Origin of the sequence: Vibrio sp. 1874 (assembly GCF_033344395.1) — a bacterium.
Lineage (GTDB): Bacteria > Pseudomonadota > Gammaproteobacteria > Enterobacterales > Vibrionaceae > Vibrio > Vibrio alginolyticus.
On record NZ_JAWPOR010000005.1, the window covers coordinates 228,064 to 251,061 of the forward strand.

At 47.5% G+C, this 22,998-nt stretch carries 18 protein-coding genes; 8 read left to right on the top strand and 10 right to left on the bottom strand.

The features are described 5' to 3' along the window. Nucleotides 1–69 precede the first annotated feature (69 nt). The 3 genes from R8N46_RS12940 to ftnA form a co-directional block, all read right to left on the bottom strand. Nucleotides 70–1,263: an NAD(P)/FAD-dependent oxidoreductase gene (locus R8N46_RS12940; RefSeq protein WP_005382944.1), complete on the bottom strand. Its 1,194-nt coding sequence runs from the start codon at nt 1,261–1,263 to the stop codon at nt 70–72. 179 nt (nt 1,264–1,442) lie between these two features. After that, a complete protein-coding gene (uspB, locus tag R8N46_RS12945) occupies nt 1,443–1,766 on the bottom strand; it encodes a universal stress protein UspB (protein ID WP_005379169.1) in 324 nt (107 codons plus the stop codon). Between the two features lie 91 nt (nt 1,767–1,857). Next, nucleotides 1,858–2,385, bottom strand: coding sequence for a non-heme ferritin (gene ftnA / locus R8N46_RS12950; protein ID WP_005379167.1), 528 nt, complete (start codon nt 2,383–2,385; stop codon nt 1,858–1,860). Between the two features lie 282 nt (nt 2,386–2,667). Here ftnA and uspA point away from each other — a divergent pair, with 282 nt between their 5' ends. Together uspA and R8N46_RS12960 are read left to right on the top strand one after the other, a co-directional pair. Continuing rightward, the gene (uspA, locus tag R8N46_RS12955; RefSeq protein ID WP_005379165.1) at nt 2,668–3,093 is read left to right on the top strand and encodes a universal stress protein UspA; all 426 of its coding nucleotides are present in this window, start codon (nt 2,668–2,670) and stop codon (nt 3,091–3,093) included. Between the two features lie 64 nt (nt 3,094–3,157). Continuing rightward, nucleotides 3,158–4,036, top strand: coding sequence for a carboxylate/amino acid/amine transporter (locus tag R8N46_RS12960; RefSeq protein WP_017635030.1), 879 nt, complete (start codon nt 3,158–3,160; stop codon nt 4,034–4,036). 69 nt (nt 4,037–4,105) lie between these two features. Here R8N46_RS12960 and R8N46_RS12965 read toward each other — a convergent pair whose 3' ends face one another. The 3 genes from R8N46_RS12965 to R8N46_RS12975 form a co-directional block, all read right to left on the bottom strand. After that, nucleotides 4,106–4,678, bottom strand: a complete 573-nt coding sequence (locus R8N46_RS12965; RefSeq protein WP_213972337.1) for a hypothetical protein — start codon at nt 4,676–4,678, stop codon at nt 4,106–4,108. Nucleotides 4,679–4,864: 186 nt separating this feature from the next. Continuing rightward, nucleotides 4,865–5,644, bottom strand: coding sequence for a class I SAM-dependent methyltransferase (locus tag R8N46_RS12970; RefSeq protein WP_025768285.1), 780 nt, complete (start codon nt 5,642–5,644; stop codon nt 4,865–4,867). A gap of 89 nt (nt 5,645–5,733) precedes the next feature. Further along, nucleotides 5,734–8,859: an EAL domain-containing protein gene (locus tag R8N46_RS12975; protein WP_318098386.1), complete on the bottom strand. Its 3,126-nt coding sequence runs from the start codon at nt 8,857–8,859 to the stop codon at nt 5,734–5,736. Nucleotides 8,860–8,972: 113 nt separating this feature from the next. Between R8N46_RS12975 and asnC the strand changes: the two genes are divergently transcribed. Beyond that, nucleotides 8,973–9,437 carry a transcriptional regulator AsnC gene (asnC, locus tag R8N46_RS12980; protein WP_005389595.1) on the top strand — a complete coding sequence of 155 codons (465 nt, stop codon included), beginning with the start codon at nt 8,973–8,975 and terminating at the stop codon, nt 9,435–9,437. A gap of 66 nt (nt 9,438–9,503) precedes the next feature. On the opposite strand, the gene prlC is transcribed toward asnC, so the two are convergent. Further along, entirely contained in the window at nt 9,504–11,546 is a 2,043-nt protein-coding gene (prlC, locus tag R8N46_RS12985; protein ID WP_170897632.1) for an oligopeptidase A, read from the bottom strand. A gap of 399 nt (nt 11,547–11,945) precedes the next feature. Here prlC and R8N46_RS12990 point away from each other — a divergent pair, with 399 nt between their 5' ends. Continuing rightward, the gene (locus R8N46_RS12990; protein ID WP_005379158.1) at nt 11,946–12,785 is read left to right on the top strand and encodes a 23S rRNA (adenine(2030)-N(6))-methyltransferase RlmJ; all 840 of its coding nucleotides are present in this window, start codon (nt 11,946–11,948) and stop codon (nt 12,783–12,785) included. Between the two features lie 259 nt (nt 12,786–13,044). Continuing rightward, nucleotides 13,045–14,400, top strand: a complete 1,356-nt coding sequence (gorA, locus tag R8N46_RS12995; protein ID WP_005379157.1) for a glutathione-disulfide reductase — start codon at nt 13,045–13,047, stop codon at nt 14,398–14,400. A gap of 81 nt (nt 14,401–14,481) precedes the next feature. Here gorA and R8N46_RS13000 read toward each other — a convergent pair whose 3' ends face one another. Beyond that, nucleotides 14,482–15,387 carry a LysR family transcriptional regulator gene (locus R8N46_RS13000; RefSeq protein WP_162497013.1) on the bottom strand — a complete coding sequence of 302 codons (906 nt, stop codon included), beginning with the start codon at nt 15,385–15,387 and terminating at the stop codon, nt 14,482–14,484. A gap of 121 nt (nt 15,388–15,508) precedes the next feature. On the opposite strand from R8N46_RS13000, the gene xapA reads away from it, so the two are divergent. Then, on the top strand, nt 15,509–16,333 hold the full coding sequence (gene xapA / locus R8N46_RS13005; RefSeq protein WP_213972335.1) for a xanthosine phosphorylase: 825 nt from the start codon (nt 15,509–15,511) through the stop codon (nt 16,331–16,333). A 105-nt stretch (nt 16,334–16,438) separates the two neighbouring features. On the opposite strand, the gene R8N46_RS13010 is transcribed toward xapA, so the two are convergent. Then, nucleotides 16,439–17,050, bottom strand: a complete 612-nt coding sequence (locus tag R8N46_RS13010) for a bifunctional 4-hydroxy-2-oxoglutarate aldolase/2-dehydro-3-deoxy-phosphogluconate aldolase (RefSeq protein WP_025624148.1) — start codon at nt 17,048–17,050, stop codon at nt 16,439–16,441. Between the two features lie 9 nt (nt 17,051–17,059). Next, nucleotides 17,060–18,436, bottom strand: coding sequence for a GntP family permease (locus R8N46_RS13015; RefSeq protein ID WP_012841240.1), 1,377 nt, complete (start codon nt 18,434–18,436; stop codon nt 17,060–17,062). 153 nt (nt 18,437–18,589) lie between these two features. On the opposite strand from R8N46_RS13015, the gene R8N46_RS13020 reads away from it, so the two are divergent. Further along, nucleotides 18,590–19,114, top strand: a complete 525-nt coding sequence (locus R8N46_RS13020; RefSeq protein WP_053349770.1) for a gluconokinase — start codon at nt 18,590–18,592, stop codon at nt 19,112–19,114. After that, nucleotides 19,114–20,910 (top strand): phosphogluconate dehydratase, encoded by a 1,797-nt coding sequence (edd, locus tag R8N46_RS13025; RefSeq protein ID WP_169628351.1) that lies wholly within the window; start codon nt 19,114–19,116, stop codon nt 20,908–20,910. The genes R8N46_RS13020 and edd overlap by 1 nt, the downstream gene beginning before the upstream one ends. Nucleotides 20,911–22,998: the final 2,088 nt, after the last annotated feature.

Here is a 22,998-nt window from a genome sequence, read left to right on the forward strand (position 1 = left end):
TATTATTCCAAAATGCTCCTTTGTACAAACTTTATCGACAGTGTACAAACTTTATTGTTCCAAAACAGATTAAACCCACTGCCCCGCAACAAAGCCGCTCGACCAGCACCACTGAAAATTGTAGCCCCCTAGCCAACCAGTCACATCCATCACTTCACCAATAAAATAAAGCCCTTTAATGTCTTTGCATTCCATGGTTTTCGAGGATAAGTGATCAGTATCGACACCGCCGAGTGTCACTTCCGCGGTTCGGTAGCCTTCAGTGCCATTCGGGGCGATATCCCAATGCTCTAGGCGCTCCACAATCGCCGCAAGCTCCTTTTGATTGAACTGTTTTAGCGGTTTATCGACTAGCTCTTTACGTTCAATTAAGACTTCAACCAGACGCTTAGGCAGCACTTTGGCAAGCGTATTCTTGAGTGACTGATTTGGATGCTTCTCACGACTGCGTTCTAATAACTCAGCAACATCATCGTTTGGCACAAGATTGATCAACACCTTTTGTCCGGCCCGCCAGAATGAAGAAATCTGTAACACTGCTGGACCAGATAACCCACGATGTGTGAACAACAGGGCTTCTTTGAACATGGTGCCATCTTCAGCCGTAATTTCCGCAGGTACCGCGATACCAGATAACTCAGCAAAGTCTTCTTTGTCTTCTTTATGTAGAGTAAATGGTACAAGCCCTGCCGTAGTTGGGATAACTCGAAGACCAAATTGTTCCGCGACTTTATAACCAAATGGTGTCGCCCCCAGTTTTGGCATCGACAAACCACCTGTTGCGATAACTAAAGACTCACATTCGACAATCTCAGTACCAGCATGCAAACGAAAGCCTTCATCAATTTTTTCAATCGAATGAACATCGCATTGGTAACGCTGCTCGATGTTCGGCATGTCACACTCAGCTAACAACATCTTCACGATATCTTTGGCCGTAAATGCATCGACACAAAACAACTGGCCGTGATCACGCTCTTCGAACTCAATGCCATGTTTACACACCATCGAGATGAAATCCCAGTTAGTGTATTGGGAGAGCGCCGACTTAACAAAGTGCGGGTTTTGACACAAATAGTGATTAGCTGAAACGTCGTAGTTAGTGAAGTTACAACGACCACCGCCCGAGATAAGGATTTTACGTCCTGGCTTTTTAGCATGATCGAGCACCAAAACACGGCGGCCTCGCTTGCCTGCTTCTGCAGCACACATTAAACCTGCTGCGCCTGCGCCAATTACAACAACATCAAATTTCTTACTCATCGGTAGCTCTTAGACTGATTGGTATCGAATCAAAATAAAAAAGGATGTGCACATTGCACATCCTTGCTTTCTAGGCGCGACATTCTACCGACAAATACCGAAAGGGAAAAGCGCTTAAACTCTAAGCGCTCTGTATGTCCGCAAAATCTCAGACAGAACAACTTCTGGATTATTGACTCTTAGAGAATGAAGGCCGCAAGTAGCGTCACGCCGAGCAACGCAGTCGATAGAACAAACAATTCACGCACTCTTTCACACTTACCAGTAAAAATTTCATCGTGGTGATGATGATATTCTTTACTTTTAATGTAGTGATACAACCTCACCTGCTTGGTGACATTTCCATGAGTAGTAAAAAAACCATTACCATCAACTTGCTGATATAACAGCGGATGCGCTTCACGCATGATATAAATTAGAGAACGAAGAGCGGTGAGATACCGGACCATATTAACTCCAGTTACCACCATTAGCGCAAATAAGATTGTGTCTCCACTGATCATCTTTTCCTCCCTACATCTTCAACAATGCTCAAGAGAAAAAGACGATCAACACTTCGTCTTTACCCGCTACTTACAACGTCCCAAAACGCGTTTACGCAGCTGGAGCATCCATGATTGAAGATGAACCTTCTTTCGCCATTTGTGCTAGATCTTTGTCAATGAAGAACAACGCTTTACCGTCTTCACCTACCAGTTCGATCTTATCTAAAATCCCTTTAAACAACTTCTCTTCTTCGTGCTGTTCTGACACGTACCACTGTAGGAAGTTAAACGTTGAGTAGTCTTGGCTAGTAAATGCAACGTGCGCCAGTTTGTTGATTTTTTCCGTGATCATTTGCTCATGTTCAAATGTCTCGCGGAAAACGTCACCTAGGCTCGCAAAGTCATGCTTTGGCGCATCAATAGCGCCTAAGATTGGCATTGAGCCAGTTTCACTCACGTAAGTGAATAGGCGTTGCATGTGCTCCATTTCTTCTACGGCGTGAGCGCGTAAAAATTCAGCCGCACCTTCAAAACCTTTGTCTTCACACCAAGCACTCATTTGTAAGTATAGATTGGATGAGAAAAATTCTAGGTTAATTTGCTCATTCAATTGTTCGACCATAGTTTGAGACAGCATGTTAACTCCTATTATTGTGCATGCAATATACCCAAGTAACCTCGAAATAAGTGACGCTGCGAGAATAGCTTGGTCCGGCAGACACGGCGAAGTTTCACTTCAACTCTAGTCAGTAACACTACGCTTATTTCAGCATATCAAAGTCACTTGGGTATAACGCCACTATAACATGATTACTGAGACAAGACTTTGTACCTACGGCACCGATATGAGATCACTTCAGCAAATTTTTTTTGGGGTTGGTGCTAATCTAAAACTATGACCTTACAAGGAGATAGCAATATGAGTTACAAACACATACTTGTGGCAGTCGACCTTTCAGACGACAGTAAAGTGTTGATTAAGAAAGCCGTATCACTGGCTAAACCTCTGGATGCGAAAGTCTCTTTTATTCACATCGACGTGAACTACGCAGAACTCTACACCGGGCTTATCGATATCAATATGGCAGAAGCGCAACATCAAGCAATGGAAGCATCGCGCACACAATTGGCAAACTTCGCTGAATATGCGCAATACCCAATTGCCCATACTTTAGTCGGTAGTGGCGATTTGAGTAATGAGCTGTGCGATACCATTCAAGATTACAGTATTGATTTGGTGGTTTGTGGTCATCACCAAGATTTCTGGAGCAAGATTCTATCTTCGACTCGACAGCTGATTAACTGCTCACCAGTCGATATGCTGGTCGTACCGCTAAAAGACTGATTGGCGCAGCGATAAAACTTGGTTAGACTGCGGGCACATTTGTTGTTGATAAAGATTCTCATCCATGGCTTATCTATCCGCAGTTACCCTACTTTGGGCATTCTCATTTAGCCTGATCGGCGTTTACCTCGCCGGTCAGGTTGATTCTTGGTTCTCGGTGTTCATGCGCGTGGCACTGGCGAGCCTGGTTTTCATTCCCTTTTTGAAATTCCGTGGCGTTAGCAAACCCCTGATCGCGAAACTGATGACCGTCGGTGGCTTCCAGCTCGGCTTGATGTATTGCTTCTACTACCAATCTTTTTTGCTCCTTTCCGTGCCAGAAGTATTGCTGTTCACCGTATTCACACCCATTTACGTCACGCTAATCTATGACTTCTTGAAAGGTCGCTTTTCACCTTGGTACTTAGTTACCGCTGCAATAGCCGTATTTGGTGCCGCCTGGATTAAATTTGCAGGCATTAATGAAGATTTCCTACTGGGCTTTTTGGTCGTACAAGGAGCAAACCTCTGCTTTGCCATCGGTCAGGTGGGCTACAAATATATCATGGAGAGTGAACCCGTCGATTTGCCACAACACACCGTGTTTGGCTACTTCTACTTAGGTGCACTTTGTGTAGCAACCGTGGCTTTCGCGCTCATGGGTAACCTCGACAAACTACCTACCACTGCAACACAATGGGGCATTCTGACATACCTTGGGTTGATTGCTTCTGGTTTTGGTTACTTTGCTTGGAACAAAGGCGCGACTATGGTGAACGCAGGTGCACTGGCAGTAATGAACAATGCATTGGTTCCGGCGGGCTTGATTGTAAACATTGTGATTTGGAACCGCGATGTTGATGTCATGCGACTCGCCATTGGCGGTGCGATCATCATGCTATCCCTATGGATTAACGAAACCTGGGTGAAAAAGCGCGTAGAGATGAGCTACGCCAATAAGTAACGCAGCTAATCCTATAAACATTTCGACAATAAAAAACGCTCTCCGACTGGAGAGCGTTTTTTTATTTGATTAATGCACTTTGGCTTGTGAGATTGCGTTCATCAAAGCATTAGGTGGCGTTGGCAGCAACACTTCTAGTTTCGCATTACGCGCTTCCAGTTTACGCTGACGCTTAAGTAACTTTTGTTGTTTTTTCGCCACTTTTAGCAACTTCTTTTGCTGCTTATAGTGCTTTTTCAGTGCTTTTTTCGCTTTCTTGAGCGATTTTTTATCGGCCAAATCAAACAGTGCAGGAGCCGCCATCGACACTGGTGTCACCACTTTCGCGGCTTGTTTCTTCTCTTTCACTCGCTCGACCACACGTTTCACGATCGCCGCCTTTTCTGCGCTGTGTTTTGACGTGACGGAAATGGATTGCGCAGGCAGCGCTTCAGCTAACAAACCGCATGCTTGTTGCTCGTTTAACGGCTTGTCTTGGCATTTTTGTGGAGGAATTGCGGCTGGCTTACAAAGGGTATCTTTGGCCGATGAAGAGCGTGCGCAAGAACGACAAACGAATTTTGGTGCGACAACTAAACGATGGATATCACCAAGTTCTGCCGCGATCTGTTTGCGACTCATTTTACATAAACGTTTAGCCATTCTACTACTCCAGCTTCCCAGTTATCGACCGCATCACAACAAGTGAAATAATAATAATTCTTAGTTAGATATACAGTCAGGGAAGGGAATTAGCAAGAGAAAACTATCAATAGAGACGAGGAAAGAGAGGCTGAGTCACAGCACGACACACCGTACTGTGACAAGAAAAGTTGAGCCGTCAGGAAGTTATGCCATCGATGCTTTAACGTAGACATCGAAGCGATTTTTTTTCGTTTCAATCGCCATGGTCGGTTTTTTCTCGTTCAGCCAGTTAGCATAGTCTGGGCGTTTAACTACTACACGCTTTGTGGCTAACGCCATGGCTGGTTCTAGTAGGCCATCGGCGTCCAAATCAGCGCCAACCAACGATTGGAAAACGCGCATTTCTTTTTTCACGAGCGCCGACTTCTTTTTATTTTCTGGGTGCGGATACATCGGGTCAAGATACACCACATCTGGCTGGACAAAGTCTTTATCTTGCGCCAATTGTTCCAGCGCATCATGGCTAGAGGCATGGATTAGCGACATGCGCTCAGATACCCAGGTGCCGATTTCTGGGTCTTGTTTCGCTCGATCCAAGCCATCATCTAACAAAGCCGCGACGACTGGATGACGCTCGACCATCTGCACTTTACAACCTAGTGAGGCGAGCACAAACGCATCACGACCAAGACCTGCCGTGCCGTCTAACACGGTTGGCGTTGCCCCTTTGTTCAACCCCGCCGCTTTCGCAATTGCCTGACCTTTACCACCACCGAACTTGCGACGATGACCGACCGCACCACCAATCAAATCCACAAAGATTGCACCCAGCTTTGGCTCATCCACTTTACGTAGCTCCAAACGCTCGGTGGTTAGCACCAAAGCAAAATCGCTATCGTCAGTATGAGAAAGCCGCCAACGCGCAGCGAGTTCATCAAGATGAGATTGTTGAGACAGGTTTTCACAGATCAATTGCAGTTGCAAAAGGAGGCTCCAATAAAAATCGAGGTAACTGGCGCTGAGTGTATACCTAAGTTACCTATTAATGCTAGGTTGAGCTTGCTACGCAGAGGTTATACAACCGTCAGTTGCTCCACTAGCTCAGAAAGCGGCTTAGGATGACCAATACCGTAGCCTTGGCCGTAGTCCACACCGAGGTCTATCAAATGCTGCATGACCTGGTCATTTTCGACAAACTCCGCCACCGTCACTTTGCCTAGTTGTTTCGCCAAGTCATTGATTGAACGAACCATCACGCGGTCCATTTCATTTACGTTGATATCTTGCACGAAAAGACCATCAATTTTCACGATATCGACAGGAAGTTTCTTTAAGTAACCAAATGAAGACAATCCAGATCCGAAATCATCCAATGCAATCATGCAACCCAAAGCCTTTAGCTTGGTAAACAGCTCAATGGCTTGATCCAGATTGCTCATCGCCGCTGTCTCGGTGATTTCTAAGCAGATTTTTTCACACGGCAGAGTCGAACTTTCCAATCGCTCCAATAAGAAGTCAATAAACTCTTGATTCCCCATAGATTGACCTGAAAGGTTTATCGAACAGCGACCAAGCTGTTCAATCACCTCAGGACGCTGTTCAAACCACTCTAGCGTTTGAGTAATAACCTGCTTATCAATCCAATGGGCAATGTTGTAGCGCTCGGAAGCAGGGATAAACAGCGCAGGAGAAACATAATCACCGTACCCATTGCGAATACGCACCAAAATCTCAAAATACATTTGAGTCTCGTGCTTTTGTAAGCTTTTTATCGGTTGAGCAAACAGTTCTAAACGTTGATTCGACAATGCCTCATGCACCAAATTGACGCTCTGCATTTCCATCTGACGACGCTGCAACTCTTCGTTATCTAAGCTGAATAGATTATAGCGGTTACGGCCTTGCTCTTTAGCGGCGTGACAAGCAGAGTCTGCTTGAGCGTGCACCATTTGTGGCGTATCAGCGGTATGATCGATGATACGGATACCAATTGAGCAACTGATGAACAGGCGTGTGTCTTCCCAAATAAAGAGGTGTTCGCTTAGTGTCGAGATGATCAGTTTGGCAATATTGATGGCGCCATATTCGTCACAGTCTTTGAGTAACACCGCAAACTCATCGCCTCCCATTCGAGCCAAGATGGAATTGTACGGCAGAACGCCTTCCAGCATACTGGCGCAGAATTGAATCGCCGCATCACCTGCATCATGCCCAACCGTATCATTGAGGACTTTTAGCTGATCTAAGTCGAGGTACAGCATGGCGTGGACTCGACGATGGCTGTCCACTTCGCACAGTGCGGTCTTAAGCTCTAGTTCAAAATGGTTTCTGTTGTAAGTCCCCGTCAGTAAGTCATAGCGAGCTTGGTATTCCAATTTCTCGGAGAGCAGTTTGGTTTCGGTAATATCTTCGCCCACAATCAGCAGTTGCTCAGATTCACTCAGCGGACGAATATTCTCGCGCACCCAAACACGATGACCATTTGCATGACGATACTCGACTTCACGTCGCCAAACACCATGCACTTGCTGGTTGGGTTGCAATAACACTTGGCGAGGGAACAGCACTTTGTCATCAAAATAGAGCTCCCTCAGGCGATGTCCGAGCATGTCCATCGGTTTGTAGCCAAGAAGTAGTTGAGCAAATCGATTCACTTCTTGAATTCGGTTATTACTATCAAGCGTCACCATCATCACGGGCTGCTGCTCGTAATAGTTGCGTAGGGTTGACTCACGTTGGTAGAGCTTGTCCTCCATCAATTTACGACTGGTAATATCGCGCGCTTCAAACAAGTATTGCTTATGATTCCCTACTTGCTGAGAAAAAGGCTTGAGCGAAACTTCTAACACCAATGCGCCGTGTTCTTTACTCCAAATTTCAGCTTCAAACGTCGACACTTGATGGTGAGGCGCGTGGAAATACTCCTCTAGCAACGCTTGTGCTTTTTCACTCCAGTTGGGGTGAAACCAAAGTGGTCGGTCTAAGCGCAGTCCTTGGTGATAAAGTAAGGATTGAAGGTGATCGTTGCCCGATTTAAGCACACCGTTGGCATCCAAAATGCCCATATACTGCATGCTCTGATCGAAAATCGATTCTAGAATAGCCTGGCTTTCTCGCGCAGCGCTCTCACTGCGACGCATCCGCTGTAAATAATAACCCATCAGCAAAATGACCACCGACATCACCACAAACAGACTACCAAACAGGCGAATTTCCTTGGCAAAACGTTCAGAAAGCTTCATTGGCTTATTAAAAAATACCGCAGAAACCTCTTGTTCAGCCCCCAATCCCCAACGCGCTACCGCTTGGTAATCGAGCTTTATTTCAGAATCACTTTTTTTCACCTCAGGCAGAGGCTGATCAGGGTTATCCAAAACGAATTCAAGCATCTCTGCACTCTCAATACCATGCCGATAACCACTTTGAATAACCCCTCCAACTGCGCCATGACCCAAACCAATGTCATGCACCATAAACAGCGGCGCGTTTGAGACTTTGTTGACACCAACCCAGTCACGCTCGCTGCCTACCATACCTTGTTTATCTCGGTAATAGGTCCAGAACAAGACGACTTTATCGGAACTCAGTTTTGCGACTTGTTGTTTTAGATCGATGATGCTGTCTGGGACAAGTTGTACGATTTTGTCTCTATATTGCGGGAACTTGAGGACAAAATTGTCGATTTGATAACGCAACACCTCACCGGTCACCGAGTGGTCACTGACGATGAGAACTTGTGTGTAGTTCGGATGTAAGCGCTCAATAAGAGCGAGATTCGCTTCCAAATCGACATCTTCCATGACTCCGGTTGCATTCAGAGAACGATGTAAAGAAGGATGGTAGTTATTAATGCCGTTAAATATAACTGGGGTGTCTTTGATGATTGGGGCTAAACGCTGCATGAGTTCAAGTGCATTGTTATCGCTCACTAAAATGGCATCGAATCGCTCTTTGCGTAATTTCGTAAGATACAAGGATTTTAGTTGCGCAAAAAACTGCTCACTCTGGTTACGTTTCGAGTCTAGATAGAGCACACGCATGTCCAGCGCTCGATCGCCCAGCTGTTGCTCGATGCCTCGCTGTATGGAGTCCGTCCAGAAAAAACCCTGATGATAGGAGTGCACGACCAACACCTTCGGATCTGAGGCCGTAGCAAACGCGCTCCAACATAGCGCGGCAATAACCAGAAAACGCTGCACATTATCTCCATAGCTCGGAGTTAACCCGCAGTTACTCCTGCCAAACCTTGTGAATCCTATCCGCTATGAGTATAAAAGGGAGGTAAAACTCTATCCCTAACGGAAATCATAGTATGAATGCGAGCCTGCCGAAACTCGACGACCTTGACCGCGCAATATTAAAAACACTGATGGCTGACGCCAGAACGCCCTACGCAGAAATGGCAAAGCAGTTCGATGTCAGCCCTGCCACTATCCATGTGCGTATCGAGAAGATGAAGTCGGCGGACATCATCGAAGGAACGGAGGTGATCATCAATACTAAAAAGCTTGGCTACGATGTGTGCTGCTTTATTGGTATTAACCTCAATGCAGCTCGTGATTACCACTCCGCGTTAGAAAAACTCAACGCGCTCGACGAAGTCGTTGAAGCTTACTACACCACGGGCGCGTATAACATATTCGTCAAATTGATGTGCAAATCGATTGAAGAGCTGCAATTTGTACTGATCGACAAGCTGCAAGCCATTGATGAGGTTCAGTCCACGGAGACATTGATATCGTTGCAGAACCCGATCAACCGAAACGTAAATCCGTAAAATTTTTTATAAAAAATGTACAAAAAAGGCCAACCATTCGGTTGGCCTTGATGTTTTTTGCTCAATTTACGCCGCAATACCCGAATGGCGCAACAGTGCATCGATTTGTGGCTCGCGGCCACGGAAGCGCTTAAACAGCTCCATTGGCTCTTCACTGCCCCCCATTTCTAGGATGTTGTTCAGGAAGCTTAGACCCGTCTCTTTGTTGAAGATGCCTTCTTCTTCAAAGCGAGAATACGCGTCTGACGACAGCACTTCAGCCCATAGGTAGCTGTAGTAACCCGCACTGTAGCCACCAGCAAAAATATGGCCGAAGCTGTGTGAGAAACGCGCCCACTCAACCGCAGGAACTACCGCGACTTTCTCTTTCACTTTCGCCAGAGTTTCCAGTACACGCGCACCCACTTCTGGGTCATATTCAGTGTGAAGCGTGAAATCGAACAAGCCGAATTCTAGCTGACGCAAAATACCCATCGCAGATTGGAAGTTTTTCGCTGCGAGCATTTTGTCTAGCATCGCTTTCGGTAGCGGCTCACCAGTCTCATAGTGACCAGAAATGAACGCCAGAGCGTCCTCTTCCCAACACCAGTTTTCTAGGAACTGACTTGGTAGCTCAACCGCATCCCAAGGCACGCCATTAATACCTGAAACAGCACCTGTATCAACTTGCGTCAACATGTGGTGGATTCCATGACCAAACTCATGGAATAGCGTCACGACTTCATCGTGCGTGAACAGTGCTGGTTTGTCGCCTACAGGACGGTTGAAGTTACACGTTAGATACGCAACCGGCGTTTGCAGTTCACCAGATAACGTAATACGACGACCACGACAGTCATCCATCCACGCGCCGCCACGTTTGTGTTCACGAGCGTAGAGATCTAGGTAGAAACTGCCACGGAGTGTGCCTTCAGCATCAAAGATATCGAAAAAGCGCACAGATTCGTGCCAAGTGTCTACGCCTTCGCGCTCTTTTACTGTCATACCAAACACGCGGTTTAGCACTTCAAACAGACCGCTCACGACTTTTGACTCTGGGAAGTATGGGCGCAGTTCTTCATCCGAAATTTGGAACAGGTGCTGCTTTTGTTTCTCGCTGTAGTAAGCGATATCCCAAACGTTCAGCTCTTCAACACCAAACTCACTTTTCGCAAACTGACGTAACTCTTCGACTTCACGTTCACCTTGCGGTTTCGCACGTGTCGCTAGGTCATTCAGGAAGCCCAGCACTTGATCCGGCGTTTCAGCCATCTTTGTTGCTAACGACTTTTCACTGTAAGTATTGAAACCTAGCATACGTGAAATTTCATGGCGCAGTTTTAGCTGCTCAGTAATGATTTCTGAGTTATCCCATTTGCCTGCGTTTGGACCTCGATCAGAAGCGCGCGTCACGTACGCTTCGTACACTTCTTTACGCAACTCTTGGTTATCGCAGTACGTCATGACAGGTAGGTAAGATGGGATATCTAGCGTAATGAGGTAACCATCTAACTCTTTTGCTTCTGCGGCAGCTTTCGCTGCTGCCAGCGCCGATTCTGGCATACCTGCTAGGTCTTTCTCGTCTGTGATGTGCTTGGTCCAACCCATGGTGGCATCCAGCACATTGTTAGAGAATTTAGAGCTCAGCTCAGACATACGTTTGCTGATCTCGCCGTAACGGTGCTGCTCATCGGATGGCAAACCAATGCCTGATAACTCGAAATCACGCAGTGCATCAGTGATGGTTTTCTGCTGGGCACGAGTTAACGTTGCAAATTCTTCGCTCGCTTTGATGGTTTTGTACGCTTCGTACAACCCTTTGTGCTGACCAACCCAAGTGCCGTACTCTGACAAAATTGGTAGGCAACTTTCGTAAGCTTCACGTAGCTCTTCGCTGTTCACTACCGAGTTCATGTGACCCACTGGCGACCAGATGCGGCTTAAGCGATCATCCGCTTCTTCAATTGGCGCAATCACACTGTCCCAAGTTGGGTGAGCGTTGTCTTGTAGAACTTCATCGATTTTTGCTCGGCAGTCAGCAATCGCTTGCTCAACGGCAGGCTTGATGTGTTCTGGTTTAATTTGAGAAAACGGAGGTAGGTCCGTAAACGTCAGAAGAGGATTAGACATGAATAATTCCTTTTGTGTTTTGACTCTGTGATTGCCTGTCTATTTTGTGTAGATAGGCCAACTCAATGTACAGACGAGCCAGCAACATGGATTGGGGGAGCTCCGTTCCCTTTCTCTATGCCGCGATGACCATCATATAGTCAACCAGCGCTACTCTGTCCTTGAGTCTTGTTATACCTAAATGAAATTTCACACCCTTTTGAGTGCGAGAAACTCACCTAGTTCAATTCGATTACCAATAGTAAGTGTGGGTGACTTAAAGAAATTTCAATAGCGTCCCCTTATCAGAGGAACAGATTTGATTGGAAGTTCTACATCTTTAAGTTACTTGAGTATAATACCGCCATAGAGTGAAAATCACAGACCACACTCAGCCAAAGAGTGTTTCGAGAGTTTAATTTGTTAAGTTACCGCCACAGCTTCCACGCTGGCAACCATGCCGACGTGGTCAAACACATCGTTCAAAGCCTCATTCTTGATGCGCTGAAACAAAAAGATAAGCCATTCGTTTATCACGATACCCACTCGGGTGTGGGCCGTTACGATCTGACTCACGAATGGTCTGAAAAAACGGGCGAATACAAACAAGGCATCGCACGTATTTGGGATAACCCAAGCATTCCTGAAGACATCAAAAGCTACATCGATGCCATTAAAGTGCTCAACAATGGCGAGAAGCTGCGTTACTACCCAGGCTCACCACGTGTGGCGCGCGCGCAAATCCGCCCACAAGATCGCATGGTGCTGACCGAGTTGCACCCGGCCGATCACCCATTGTTAGAGCAAGAATTCCATCGTGATCGCCAAGTGAGCATCTTCAAAGAAGACGGATTCCAACGCCTCAAAGCAAGCTTACCGCCACAAGAGCGTCGTGGTTTGGTGCTGATTGACCCACCATACGAACTCGCGAAAGAGTACCGCGATGTGGTACGAGCGATTCATCAGAGCCATAAACGTTGGGCAACCGGTATCTACGCGATTTGGTACCCAGTGGTAAACCGCCACGACATCGAAGATATGATCGAAGGCTTGGAAGCACTGGGCATTCGTAAAATTCTGCAAATCGAGTTAGGTGTTGCACCAGATACCAACGAGCGCGGCATGACGGCATCCGGCATGATTGTGATTAACCCGCCCTGGAAACTGGAAAGCCAGATGAAAGAAATTCTGCCATTCCTGCAAGACGCGATCGCACCAGCAACTGGCCACTGGAAAGTGGACTGGATTGTGCCAGAGTAAGCACTTCAGTACTGATATCTTCAAGCGCAACGATATTCTCGTTGCGCTTTTTTATGCTCTCACCTTCTCCCTCCAATCGTGCTTATTCTTCTTTTTGTGCCTCTCATCGCTATTTGTCATAAGTATTGTCGCTTTTTCCCATTTAGGAATTAGTCGAATTCGATTTATGATAGTGGGATAACGGTGGCATTGAGTTCGGGCAAGGTCATCCCAATCTATCTATGTACCAGATAAAATTTATAAGCTCTTGGAGAAAGTAATGGCGACTCATTTTGACTATATCTGTATCGGTGGCGGCAGTGGCGGCATCGCATCTGCAAACCGTGCGGCGATGTACGGCGCGAAAGTTGCGCTAATCGAAGCTCAAGACCTTGGCGGTACCTGTGTAAACGTAGGTTGTGTACCGAAAAAAGTGATGTGGCATGGCGCGCAAATCGCAGAAGCGATGAACCTGTACGCAGAAGATTACGGTTTTGATGTCGACGTGAAAGGTTTCGACTGGAGCAAACTGGTTGAGAGCCGTCAGGCATACATCGGTCGTATTCACCAATCTTACGATCGCGTTCTAGGCAACAATAAAGTAAACGTGATTAAAGGCTTTGCTAAGTTTGTTGACGAAAAAACTGTCGAAGTAAACGGTGAACACTACACAGCAGATCACATCCTGATCGCGGTTGGTGGTCGTCCTACTATTCCAAACATTCCAGGCGCTGAATACGGCATCGATTCAAACGGCTTCTTCGACCTAGCAGAGCAACCAAAACGCGTTGCGGTTGTGGGCGCTGGCTACATCGCAGTTGAAATTGCTGGCGTACTGCACGCGCTAGGTACAGAAACGCACCTGTTCGTACGTAAAGAGTCACCACTGCGTAGCTTCGATCCAATGATCATCGATACGTTGGTTGAAGTGATGGACGCAGAAGGTCCAAAACTGCACACCCACTCTGTACCAAAAGAAGTGGTAAAAGAAGCCGATGGCAGCCTAACTCTGCACCTAGAAAACGGTGAAAGCCAAAACGTTGACCAACTGATTTGGGCAATCGGTCGTCACCCAGCGACAGACGCAATCAACCTAGCGTCAACCGGTGTGGCAACGAACGAAAAAGGCTACATCAAGGTAGACGAATACCAAGAAACCAACGTGAAAGGCATCTACTGTGTGGGTGACATCATGGAAGGCGGTATCGAACTAACACCAGTAGCAGTGAAAGCGGGTCGTCAACTTTCTGAGCGTCTTTTCAACAACAAACCAAACGCGAAGATGGACTACGATTTGGTACCAACTGTGGTATTTAGCCACCCACCAATCGGCACTATCGGTCTAACAACGCAAGAAGCAGAAGAGAAGTACGGCAAAGACAACATCAAAGTCTACACATCTGGCTTTACTGCGATGTACACCGCTGTTACTAAGCACCGTCAACCATGTAAGATGAAGCTTGTATGTGCGGGCGAAGAAGAAACGGTTGTTGGCCTACACGGCATCGGCTTCACGGTAGATGAAATGATCCAAGGCTTCGGCGTAGCAATGAAGATGGGCGCAACCAAAGCAGACTTCGACTCTGTTGTGGCTATCCACCCAACGGGCTCTGAAGAGTTCGTAACGATGCGTTAATTGCGCGCTAATCGCATTGCTGATTTCAGCGAATCATTTGAAAAGGTCATCTTAGGATGACCTTTTTTTGTTAGACCATGCTTAACTCGCATTCTCCAATAACGTGCGAATAAACTCGGCTTTGATAGCACTCTCCTGCTTACCGTCATGAATCAGACACAAGTCTGCACGCAGTGACTCTTTCAGCTTGATAAAACGAATCCCATGCCAATGATGCTGAGAAAACGTCGACGGCACCAACGTCACGGTATTGCTGTTTGCCACATACGCCATCAAGGTGCTTGGCTCCACCACTTGTTTGCCAAGATGGGGTGAAAAGCCTTCTTGCAGACAGGCATTGATGATGAAGTTTGCCGAGGCAGAATTCGCCAAACTCATAAACGCAAACTCACACGTCTTTAAATCTTGGAGCCGCAGCAAAGATTTGCTGGCTAACTCATGTTGCTCCGACACCGCCACCACAAACACATCTTTGCCCAAAGATACCGACTGATACGGATAAATGTTGAGTGCATCAGCAAAACGCACAATGCCCACATCGATTTTCTTCTCGCTAAGGTGCTTCTTTTGCGTCTCTGGGTTGAGGTCAAAAATGTCGGCGTGATAAGTGTCATGCTCAGCATGGAAGCGCTGTAACAGACGATCAAATCCGCCCCAAAATGCGCTACTTACCACACCAACTCGCAAAATGTTTCTCTGGTTCAACCCCACTTGCTGAACTTGATTGAGCGAGACATCCAAGGTCTGAAAAATCAGTTGGCATTTGGACTCCAACAATCGCCCGGCCTCCGTCAGCATGACGTTTCTTGAATCACGCTCAAACAGTTTGACGTTAAGCACCTCTTCCAACTCTTTGATGCGATTGCTCAACGGCGAATTGGTGATATTGAGGTTCTCGGCCGCCTTAGTGAAATGCTTGGTTTGTGCGACCTCGTAAAAGTAACGCAGCATCTTCAGCGTCACGCGCTCAAATGGTTCTGACTTCATGCATTGAGTCCTAGCGAATTTCATCATCCTCTTTTTAAGGATGATAGTAGCGAATAAAGCAAAGATAACCAGCGCAGAAAGTCACACAATAGAATCAACACACAACCAGAAGGTGACTAACATGAATCACGATCCAGTAATCGGTGCGCTACAAACCATTCGCGAACGCAAACCAAACTTCCAACCTAAAGCGGCGTTTATTTTAGGCTCTGGCTTGGGCGTATTGGCAGATGAACTACAAGACAAAGTGGTCATTCCATACGAAGAGCTCGAAGGCTTTCCGGTTAGCACCGTGCTAGGCCACTCTGGTGAGTTGGTACTTGGTACCATGGGTGGCGTAGACGTAGTGTGCATGAAAGGTCGCGGTCACTACTACGAACACGGCTCAATGAAGGTCATGACCACGCCCGTGCGCACCTTTAAAAAGCTGGGCTGTGAGTTTCTGCTCGTCACCAACGCGGCAGGCTCCCTTCGCCCTGAGCGTATTGATGTCGGTTCTCTGGTGGTATTTCATGACCACATCAACACCATGCCTGAATCGCCAATGATCGGTCCGAATGATGAAGAGTACGGCCCGAGGTTCTTCAGCCTCGCCAATGTCTACGACAAAGACCTGCGAGCAGAAGCGTTTGAAGTCGGCAAAGCCAATGGCATTCACCTCAATGAAGGCGTGTTTGTCTCTTACACAGGCCCCAACTTTGAGACCACAGCCGAAATCCGCATGATGCAAATCATCGGTGGTGATGTGGTGGGCATGTCGGTCGTGCCAGAAGTGATTTCTGCGGCGCATTGCGGCTTACCCGTATTGGCAGTGTGTGCGATCACCAACATGGCAGAAGGCTTGGGAGATGTAGAATTGTCTCACGCCCAAACATTGAAGTGCGCGAAGCTAGCCGAAGCAGATTTCATTCGCTTTATTAAGCGCTTTATGAAGCATCACTTCTAAAGCCGTTTCATTCCAAAAAGCAAAAGGGTCATCAAGTAACTTGATGACCCTTTTTCGTATCACGTTTTCTAACGTTCGGGGGTATTTCGGAGCCGTTTGTGCGTTTTACTTAACTGCGCGCACCAATTCAGCAATGCCTTCCCAATCGCCGTTGTCCATCATTGCGGTTGGCACCATCCAAGTACCGCCACAAGCCACAACCGATTTCAGCGCTAGGTAATCTTCCACGTTGGATGGGCTTACGCCACCTGTCGGCATGAATTCCACAGGGTAAACCGCCGTCAGTGCTTTCAGCATGTTTACGCCGCCTGATGGCTCAGCAGGGAAGAACTTCAACGTACGCAGACCCATTTCCATCGCTTGCTCAACCAAGCTTGGGTTGTTTACACCCGGTACGATAGTCACACCACGTTGCTGACAGTATTTCACTGTGGTTGGGTTGAAGCCTGGGCTAACGATAAAGTCCACGCCCGCTTCGATCGCGATATCCACTTGTTCTGTGGTCAGAACGGTGCCCGCGCCAATCAACAATTCTGGGTACGCTTCACGCATGATGCGAATCGACTCCGCCGCCGCTTCGGTGCGGAATGTCACTTCCGCACATGGTAAACCGTTTTCTACCAACACTTTTGCCAGTGGCAGAGCGTGTGCTACGTCGTTGATTGCGATAACTGGGACGATTTTGATATCTCTTAATCGTTGTTCAAGTGTTGTCATGGGGAACCTCTAAAGAATAAAGCTTAATGTTGCGACGATAATAAACGCGATACCGCCAAGTAACGTTTCCATTACCGTCCAAGTTTTTAATGTGGTTTTCTCATCCATCTCAAGCAAACGAGATACCAACCAGAAACCAGAGTCATTGAAGTGAGACAGTACCGTTGCACCACCCGCAATCGCGATTACGATAAAGCAAAGGTCTAGTTCACTCAAACCTGTTGATGCAGCCACAACTGGCGCGATAAGAGCTGCCGTAGTGGTTAGCGCTACCGTTGCCGAGCCTTGAGCAACACGCAGACAGGTTGAAATCACAAACGCCGCCACAATCACAGGCATACCTGTGTCTGTAAGAACGTCAGCCAGTGCATCACCGATACCACTTGAACGCAGTACGCCGCCAAACATGCCACCAGCACCCGTTACTAGGATAACGCCACAGATTGGAGCCAATGACTCACCACACAATTTTTCTAGTTTTGCCATGCCGTAGTCTTTGGCAAACACAGCCAGACAGACAATCAAAGTAATCAGCAACGCGACTGGAGTTTTACCTAGCATACGTAGGAACTCAACCAGTGCCGTTTTGCCATCAATCACACCCGCAACCGCCAGTGTGTTCAGTACCGTATCCAAACAGATTAGCAGGACTGGCAGCACAAGGATGGTCATAACCGTGCCAAATTTTGGTGCGTTGCGCTCATCCACCATCGCTTCGCCATTAAAGAAGGCTTTAGATAGTGGGATATCGAATTTTTTGCCCGCGTACAAACCAAATAGGTAAGCGCCAAGGTACCAAGTTGGAATAGCCACCAGAATACCCACCACCAATAACAGACCGATGTTTGCACCAAGGAATTCTGCCGCTGCAACCGGACCTGGGTGTGGTGGAACAAACGCGTGCATAACCGCAAAAGCACCAGCTGCAGGCAACGCGTATTTAATTGGTGAGCCACCAAAACGAGCCGCCACACTTAGGATGATTGGCATCATCACTACAAGGCCAGCATCGAAGAAGATTGGGAAGCCAAACAGTAATGAAGCGACGCCCAAAGCAAATGGTGCGCGCTCTTTACCAAAGCGACCAATCAAAGTGTCTGCCAGCACTTTCGCACCGCCAGTCACTTCAAGAATTTTACCGATCATCGCACCAAGACCAACCAGCAATGCCACGGAAGCCAGCGTGCCGCCGAAGCCGCCCATCATGGTCGATACGACTTTCTCTGAAGGAACGCCAGTGGCGATTGCCGTACCTAAACTCACCATAGTAAGGGAAGCAAAAGCATGGACTTTCAGTTTAATGATCAGAACGAGTAACGCTGCAATGGCAAGGCCTGCAATCGTCAGTAGGAACGTAGGATCTGGGGCTTGGGTTAATTGCTCCATAGGTTCACCTTTAAGAATTATTGTTTGTGTTATGGTTCACATTTATTTCAGTTACCGGTAACATGTTACCGATAACATGAATAAGATAAACCCATATTTTAAAGTGAATTCAAAAATTGAGATCACGCGCAAATTTGGTTATGAGGATAAGTTATGGCTGGTAGTAGTGTCATCGTTATGGGCGTTTGTGCTAGTGGTAAAAGCACAATTGGTGAGCATCTAGCGAAAAAGCTAGGGCGTAAATTCATTGATGGTGATGATCTTCATCCACGAGCGAACATTCAGAAAATGGCTTCGGGCCAGCCTCTGAACGATGATGATCGCAAGCCATGGCTAGAACGCATTCGTGATGCGGCGTACAGCCTAGAAAGCAAAAACGAACACGGCATCATTGTCTGTTCAGCACTGAAAAAGATTTACCGCGATCAGATCCGCGAAGGCAACAACAACGTGACCTTCCTGTTCCTTGATGGCGATATGGAGTTGATCCTTAATCGCATGCGTATGCGCAAAGGCCACTTCATGAAAGAAAACATGGTGAAGAGCCAATTCGAGACACTAGAGCGCCCAGACAACGAGCCTCAAACTCTGATCGTCAGTATCGACGGAGACATCAGCGACGTGGTGGAACGCTCTGCCGCTGAGCTAATCAAAATGCAAGCGATCGAGGTGGCGTAATGACTCACTCTGTTGTTCTTGAGGTCACACAACGTTTGACCGAGCGCAGCCGTGAAGCGCGCGCTGCCTTTCTTACTCGCACCGAAGTGCAAGCCGAAGCGGGCAAAGGCCGCGTTGGTTTATCTTGTGGTAACTTAGCCCATGCAGTCGCCGCTTCTTGCTCTTCTGAAAAGAAAAATATTCTCGATTTTACTCATGCCAATGTCGCGCTGATCAGCGCCTACAACGACATGTTGAGCGCCCACCAGCCGTACCAAGATTACCCAGTGCAAATCAAACAAGTGCTGGCGGACTACGGCCATACAGCGCAAGTCGCAGGTTGTGTGCCAGCGATGTGCGATGGGGTGACTCAAGGTCAAGCAGGCATGGATATGTCGCTGTTTTCACGTGACTTAATTGCGCAATCAACGGCGTTGTCTTTGAGCCACAATGTCTTTGATGCCACATTACTGCTTGGTATCTGTGACAAAATTGCCCCGGGGCAACTGATGGGCGCGCTGTCTTACGCGCACCTGCCGACTGCGTTTGTACCAGCGGGTCTGATGGCAACGGGCATCAGCAACGAAGAGAAAGTCGACGTGCGCCAAAAATACGCAGCGGGTGAAGTCGGCAAAGACGCTCTGCTGGATATGGAGTGTCGCGCTTACCATTCTGCGGGTACCTGTACGTTTTACGGCACCGCCAACACCAACCAGTTAGTGTTCGAAGCCATGGGCTTGATGCTGCCGGGCGCGGCGTTTATTCATCCCCATACCCAACTGCGTAAAGCGTTAACCGATCACGCCGCTCTGAAAATCGCCTCAATGACGGCGGGTTCTGCACACTTCCGTCCGCTGGCCGAGGTGGTCACAGAAAAGAGCTTGGTCAACGGCATCATCGCTCTACTTGCATCTGGCGGCAGCACCAATCACACCATTCATATGATCGCCGTGGCGCGTGCTGCTGGCATCTTGCTCACCTGGCAAGACATCAGCGATCTGTCGGATGTGGTTCCTTTATTAGCGCGCGTTTACCCGAACGGCCCAGCCGATATGAACGCGTTCCAAGACGCGGGGGGCGTGCCAGCGTTATTGCACCGCTTGAACCAATCCGAGCTTTTGCATCGCGATGTGAAACCCGTGTTTGGTGAATTTGAAGACCAAATGACGCTGCCGAGCCTTGTCGATGGCCAACTGACTTGGACACCGTGCCAAGGCAGCCAAGACGGTGACGTGATCGCCAAACCAGACGCCACATTCCAAAATACTGGCGGCACTCGCGTATTGACTGGCAACTTAGGCAAAGCCGTGGTGAAAGTGTCTGCGGTGAAAGAAGAGCAACGCGTGATTGTGGCACCAGCGATCGTATTCCAATGCCAACACGAAGTGGAGGCCGCGTACAAACGTGGCGACCTGAACAAAGACTGCATCGTTGTGGTCACACACAACGGCCCAGCGGCAAACGGCATGCCTGAACTGCACAAGCTGATGCCAATTTTAGGGAACGTGCAAAAAGCGGGCTTTAAAGTGGCGTTAGTGACTGACGGTCGTTTATCTGGTGCATCCGGTAAAATTCCGTCTGCGATTCACGTTTCTCCAGAAGCCATTCGTGGTGGCGCGATTGGTTTGGTGCGCAACGGTGATTTGATTCGCCTTGATTGCCAAACGGGCGAACTGAACAACTTAAGCGACACCACTGGTCGCGAGTTGATTCATTTCGATACCGAATCGACCCAACAAACTTGGGGACGAGGCTTGTTTAGCGTGATCCGCCAAAACGTATCGAGTGCAGAAGAAGGCGCAAGCTTTATTGTTTAAGGCGAGAAGAAAGACCTCGTCATTCCGACGAGCCTAGGCGAGATCAGGAATCTACTATCAACGTGTTGTGAAGCTAGAGAAAACTCCTCTGCCACTGCACTTTTTGTTGGTAGATTCTGAATCACGCTCGTCCCTCGCTGTTCAGAATGACGAGCTTTGGGATTAGCCTCAGTTCTTTCTAAAAAACGAATGAATCCGTCATTCCGACGAGCCTAAGCGAGATCAGGAATCTAATAGCAAAATGCGTGAAGCCAGAGAAAACTCCTCTGCCACAGCACTTTTTGTTGGTAGATTCTGAATCACACTCGTCCCTCGCTGTTCAGAATGACGAGTTTTTGAGATTGGCCACCGCTCTTTCTAAAAACGAATGAATCCGTAATTCCGACGAGTCTAAGCGAGATCAGGAATCTAATATCAATGAGCTGTGAAGCCAGAGAAAATCCCCTCTGCCACTGCACTTTTTGTTGGTAGATTCTGAATCACACTCGTTCCTCGCTATTCAGAATGGCAAGCTTTGGAGTTGGCCTCGGTTCTTTCTAGAAACGAATGAATCCGTCATTCCGACGAGCCTAAGCAAAATCAGGAATTTAATATCAGCGTGCAGTGAAGTCAGAGAAAACTCCTCTGCCACTGCACTTTTTGTTGGTAGATTCTGAATCACACTCGTTCCTCGCTATTCAGAATGGCAAGCTTTAGGATTGGTCACTGCTCTTTCTAAAAAAATGAATCCGTCATTCCGACGAGCCTAGGCGAGATCAGGAATCTACTATCAACGTGTTGTGAAGCTAGAGAAAACTCCTCTGCCACTGCACTTTTTGTTGGTAGATTCTGAATCACGCTCGTCCCTCGCTGTTCAGAATGACGAGCTTTGGGATTAGCCTCAGTTCTTTCTAAAAAACGAATGAATCCGTCATTCCGACGAGCCTAGGCGAGATCAGGAATCCACTATCAACGTGCTGTGAAGCCAGAAAAAACACTTCTGCCACAGCACTGTTTGTTGGTAGATTCTGAATCACGCTCATCCCTCGCTTTTCAAAATGGCAAGCTTTGGGATTGGCCTCAGTTCTTTCTAAAAAACGAATGAATCCGTCATTCCGACGAGCCTCAGCAGGATCAGGAATCTAATATCGACATGCTATGAAGTCAGAGAAAACACCTCTGCCACAGCACTTTTTGTTGGTAGATTCTGAATCACACTCGTCCCTCGCTGTTCAGAATGACGAGCTTTGAGATTGGCCACCGCTCTTTCTAAAAACGAATGAATCCGTCATTCCGACGAGCCTAGGCGAGATCAGGAATCTAATATCAACGTGCTGTGAAGCCAGAGAAAATCCCCTCTGCTACAGCACTTTTTGTTGGTAGATTCTGAATCTTGCTCGTCCTTCGCTGTTCAGAATGACAAGCTTTAGGATTGGTCACTGCTCTTTCTAAAAAAATGAATCCGTCGTTCCGACGAGCCTAGGCGAGATCAGGAATTTAATATCAACGTGCTGTGAAGCCAGAGAAACCCCCTCTACCACAGCACTTTTTGTTGGTAGATTCTGAATCACGAGCTTTAGGATTGGTCACTGCTCTTTCTAAAAAAATGAATCCGTCATTCCGACGAGCCTAGGCGAGATCAGGAATCTACTATCAACGTGTTGTGAAGCTAGAGAAAACTCCTCTGCCACAGCACTTTTTGTTGGTAGATTCTGAATCACACTCGTCCCTCGCTATTCAGAATGACGAGCTTTGAGATTGGCCACCGCTCTTTCTAAAAACGAATGAATCCGTCATTCCGACGAGCCTAGGCGAGATCAGGAATCTAATATCAACGTGCTGTGAAGCCAGAGAAAATCCCCTCTGCTACAGCACTTTTTGTTGGTAGATTCTGAATCACGCTCGTCTCTTGCTGTTCAAAATGACGAACTTTAGGATTGGCCTCTGTTCTTTTTAAAAATGAATGAGTCCGTCATTCCGACGAGCCTAGGCGAGATCAGGAATCTAATATCAAGGTGCTGTGAAGCCAGAGAAAACCCCTCTTCCACAGCACTTTTTGTTGGTAGATTCTGAATCACGCTCGTCTCTTGCTGCTCAGAATGACGATAT

Coding starts and splice junctions, on each gene's coding strand:
- R8N46_RS12940 (WP_005382944.1), bottom strand. CDS start 1,263: ATGAGTAAGAAATTTGATGTTGTTGTAATTGGCGCAGGCGCAGCAGGT.
- uspB (WP_005379169.1), bottom strand. CDS start 1,766: ATGATCAGTGGAGACACAATCTTATTTGCGCTAATGGTGGTAACTGGA.
- ftnA (WP_005379167.1), bottom strand. CDS start 2,385: ATGCTGTCTCAAACTATGGTCGAACAATTGAATGAGCAAATTAACCTA.
- uspA (WP_005379165.1), top strand. CDS start 2,668: ATGAGTTACAAACACATACTTGTGGCAGTCGACCTTTCAGACGACAGT.
- R8N46_RS12960 (WP_017635030.1), top strand. CDS start 3,158: ATGGCTTATCTATCCGCAGTTACCCTACTTTGGGCATTCTCATTTAGC.
- R8N46_RS12965 (WP_213972337.1), bottom strand. CDS start 4,678: ATGGCTAAACGTTTATGTAAAATGAGTCGCAAACAGATCGCGGCAGAA.
- asnC (WP_005389595.1), top strand. CDS start 8,973: ATGAATGCGAGCCTGCCGAAACTCGACGACCTTGACCGCGCAATATTA.
- prlC (WP_170897632.1), bottom strand. CDS start 11,546: ATGTCTAATCCTCTTCTGACGTTTACGGACCTACCTCCGTTTTCTCAA.
- gorA (WP_005379157.1), top strand. CDS start 13,045: ATGGCGACTCATTTTGACTATATCTGTATCGGTGGCGGCAGTGGCGGC.
- R8N46_RS13000 (WP_162497013.1), bottom strand. CDS start 15,387: ATGAAGTCAGAACCATTTGAGCGCGTGACGCTGAAGATGCTGCGTTAC.
- xapA (WP_213972335.1), top strand. CDS start 15,509: ATGAATCACGATCCAGTAATCGGTGCGCTACAAACCATTCGCGAACGC.
- R8N46_RS13010 (WP_025624148.1), bottom strand. CDS start 17,050: ATGACAACACTTGAACAACGATTAAGAGATATCAAAATCGTCCCAGTT.
- R8N46_RS13015 (WP_012841240.1), bottom strand. CDS start 18,436: ATGGAGCAATTAACCCAAGCCCCAGATCCTACGTTCCTACTGACGATT.
- R8N46_RS13020 (WP_053349770.1), top strand. CDS start 18,590: ATGGCTGGTAGTAGTGTCATCGTTATGGGCGTTTGTGCTAGTGGTAAA.
- edd (WP_169628351.1), top strand. CDS start 19,114: ATGACTCACTCTGTTGTTCTTGAGGTCACACAACGTTTGACCGAGCGC.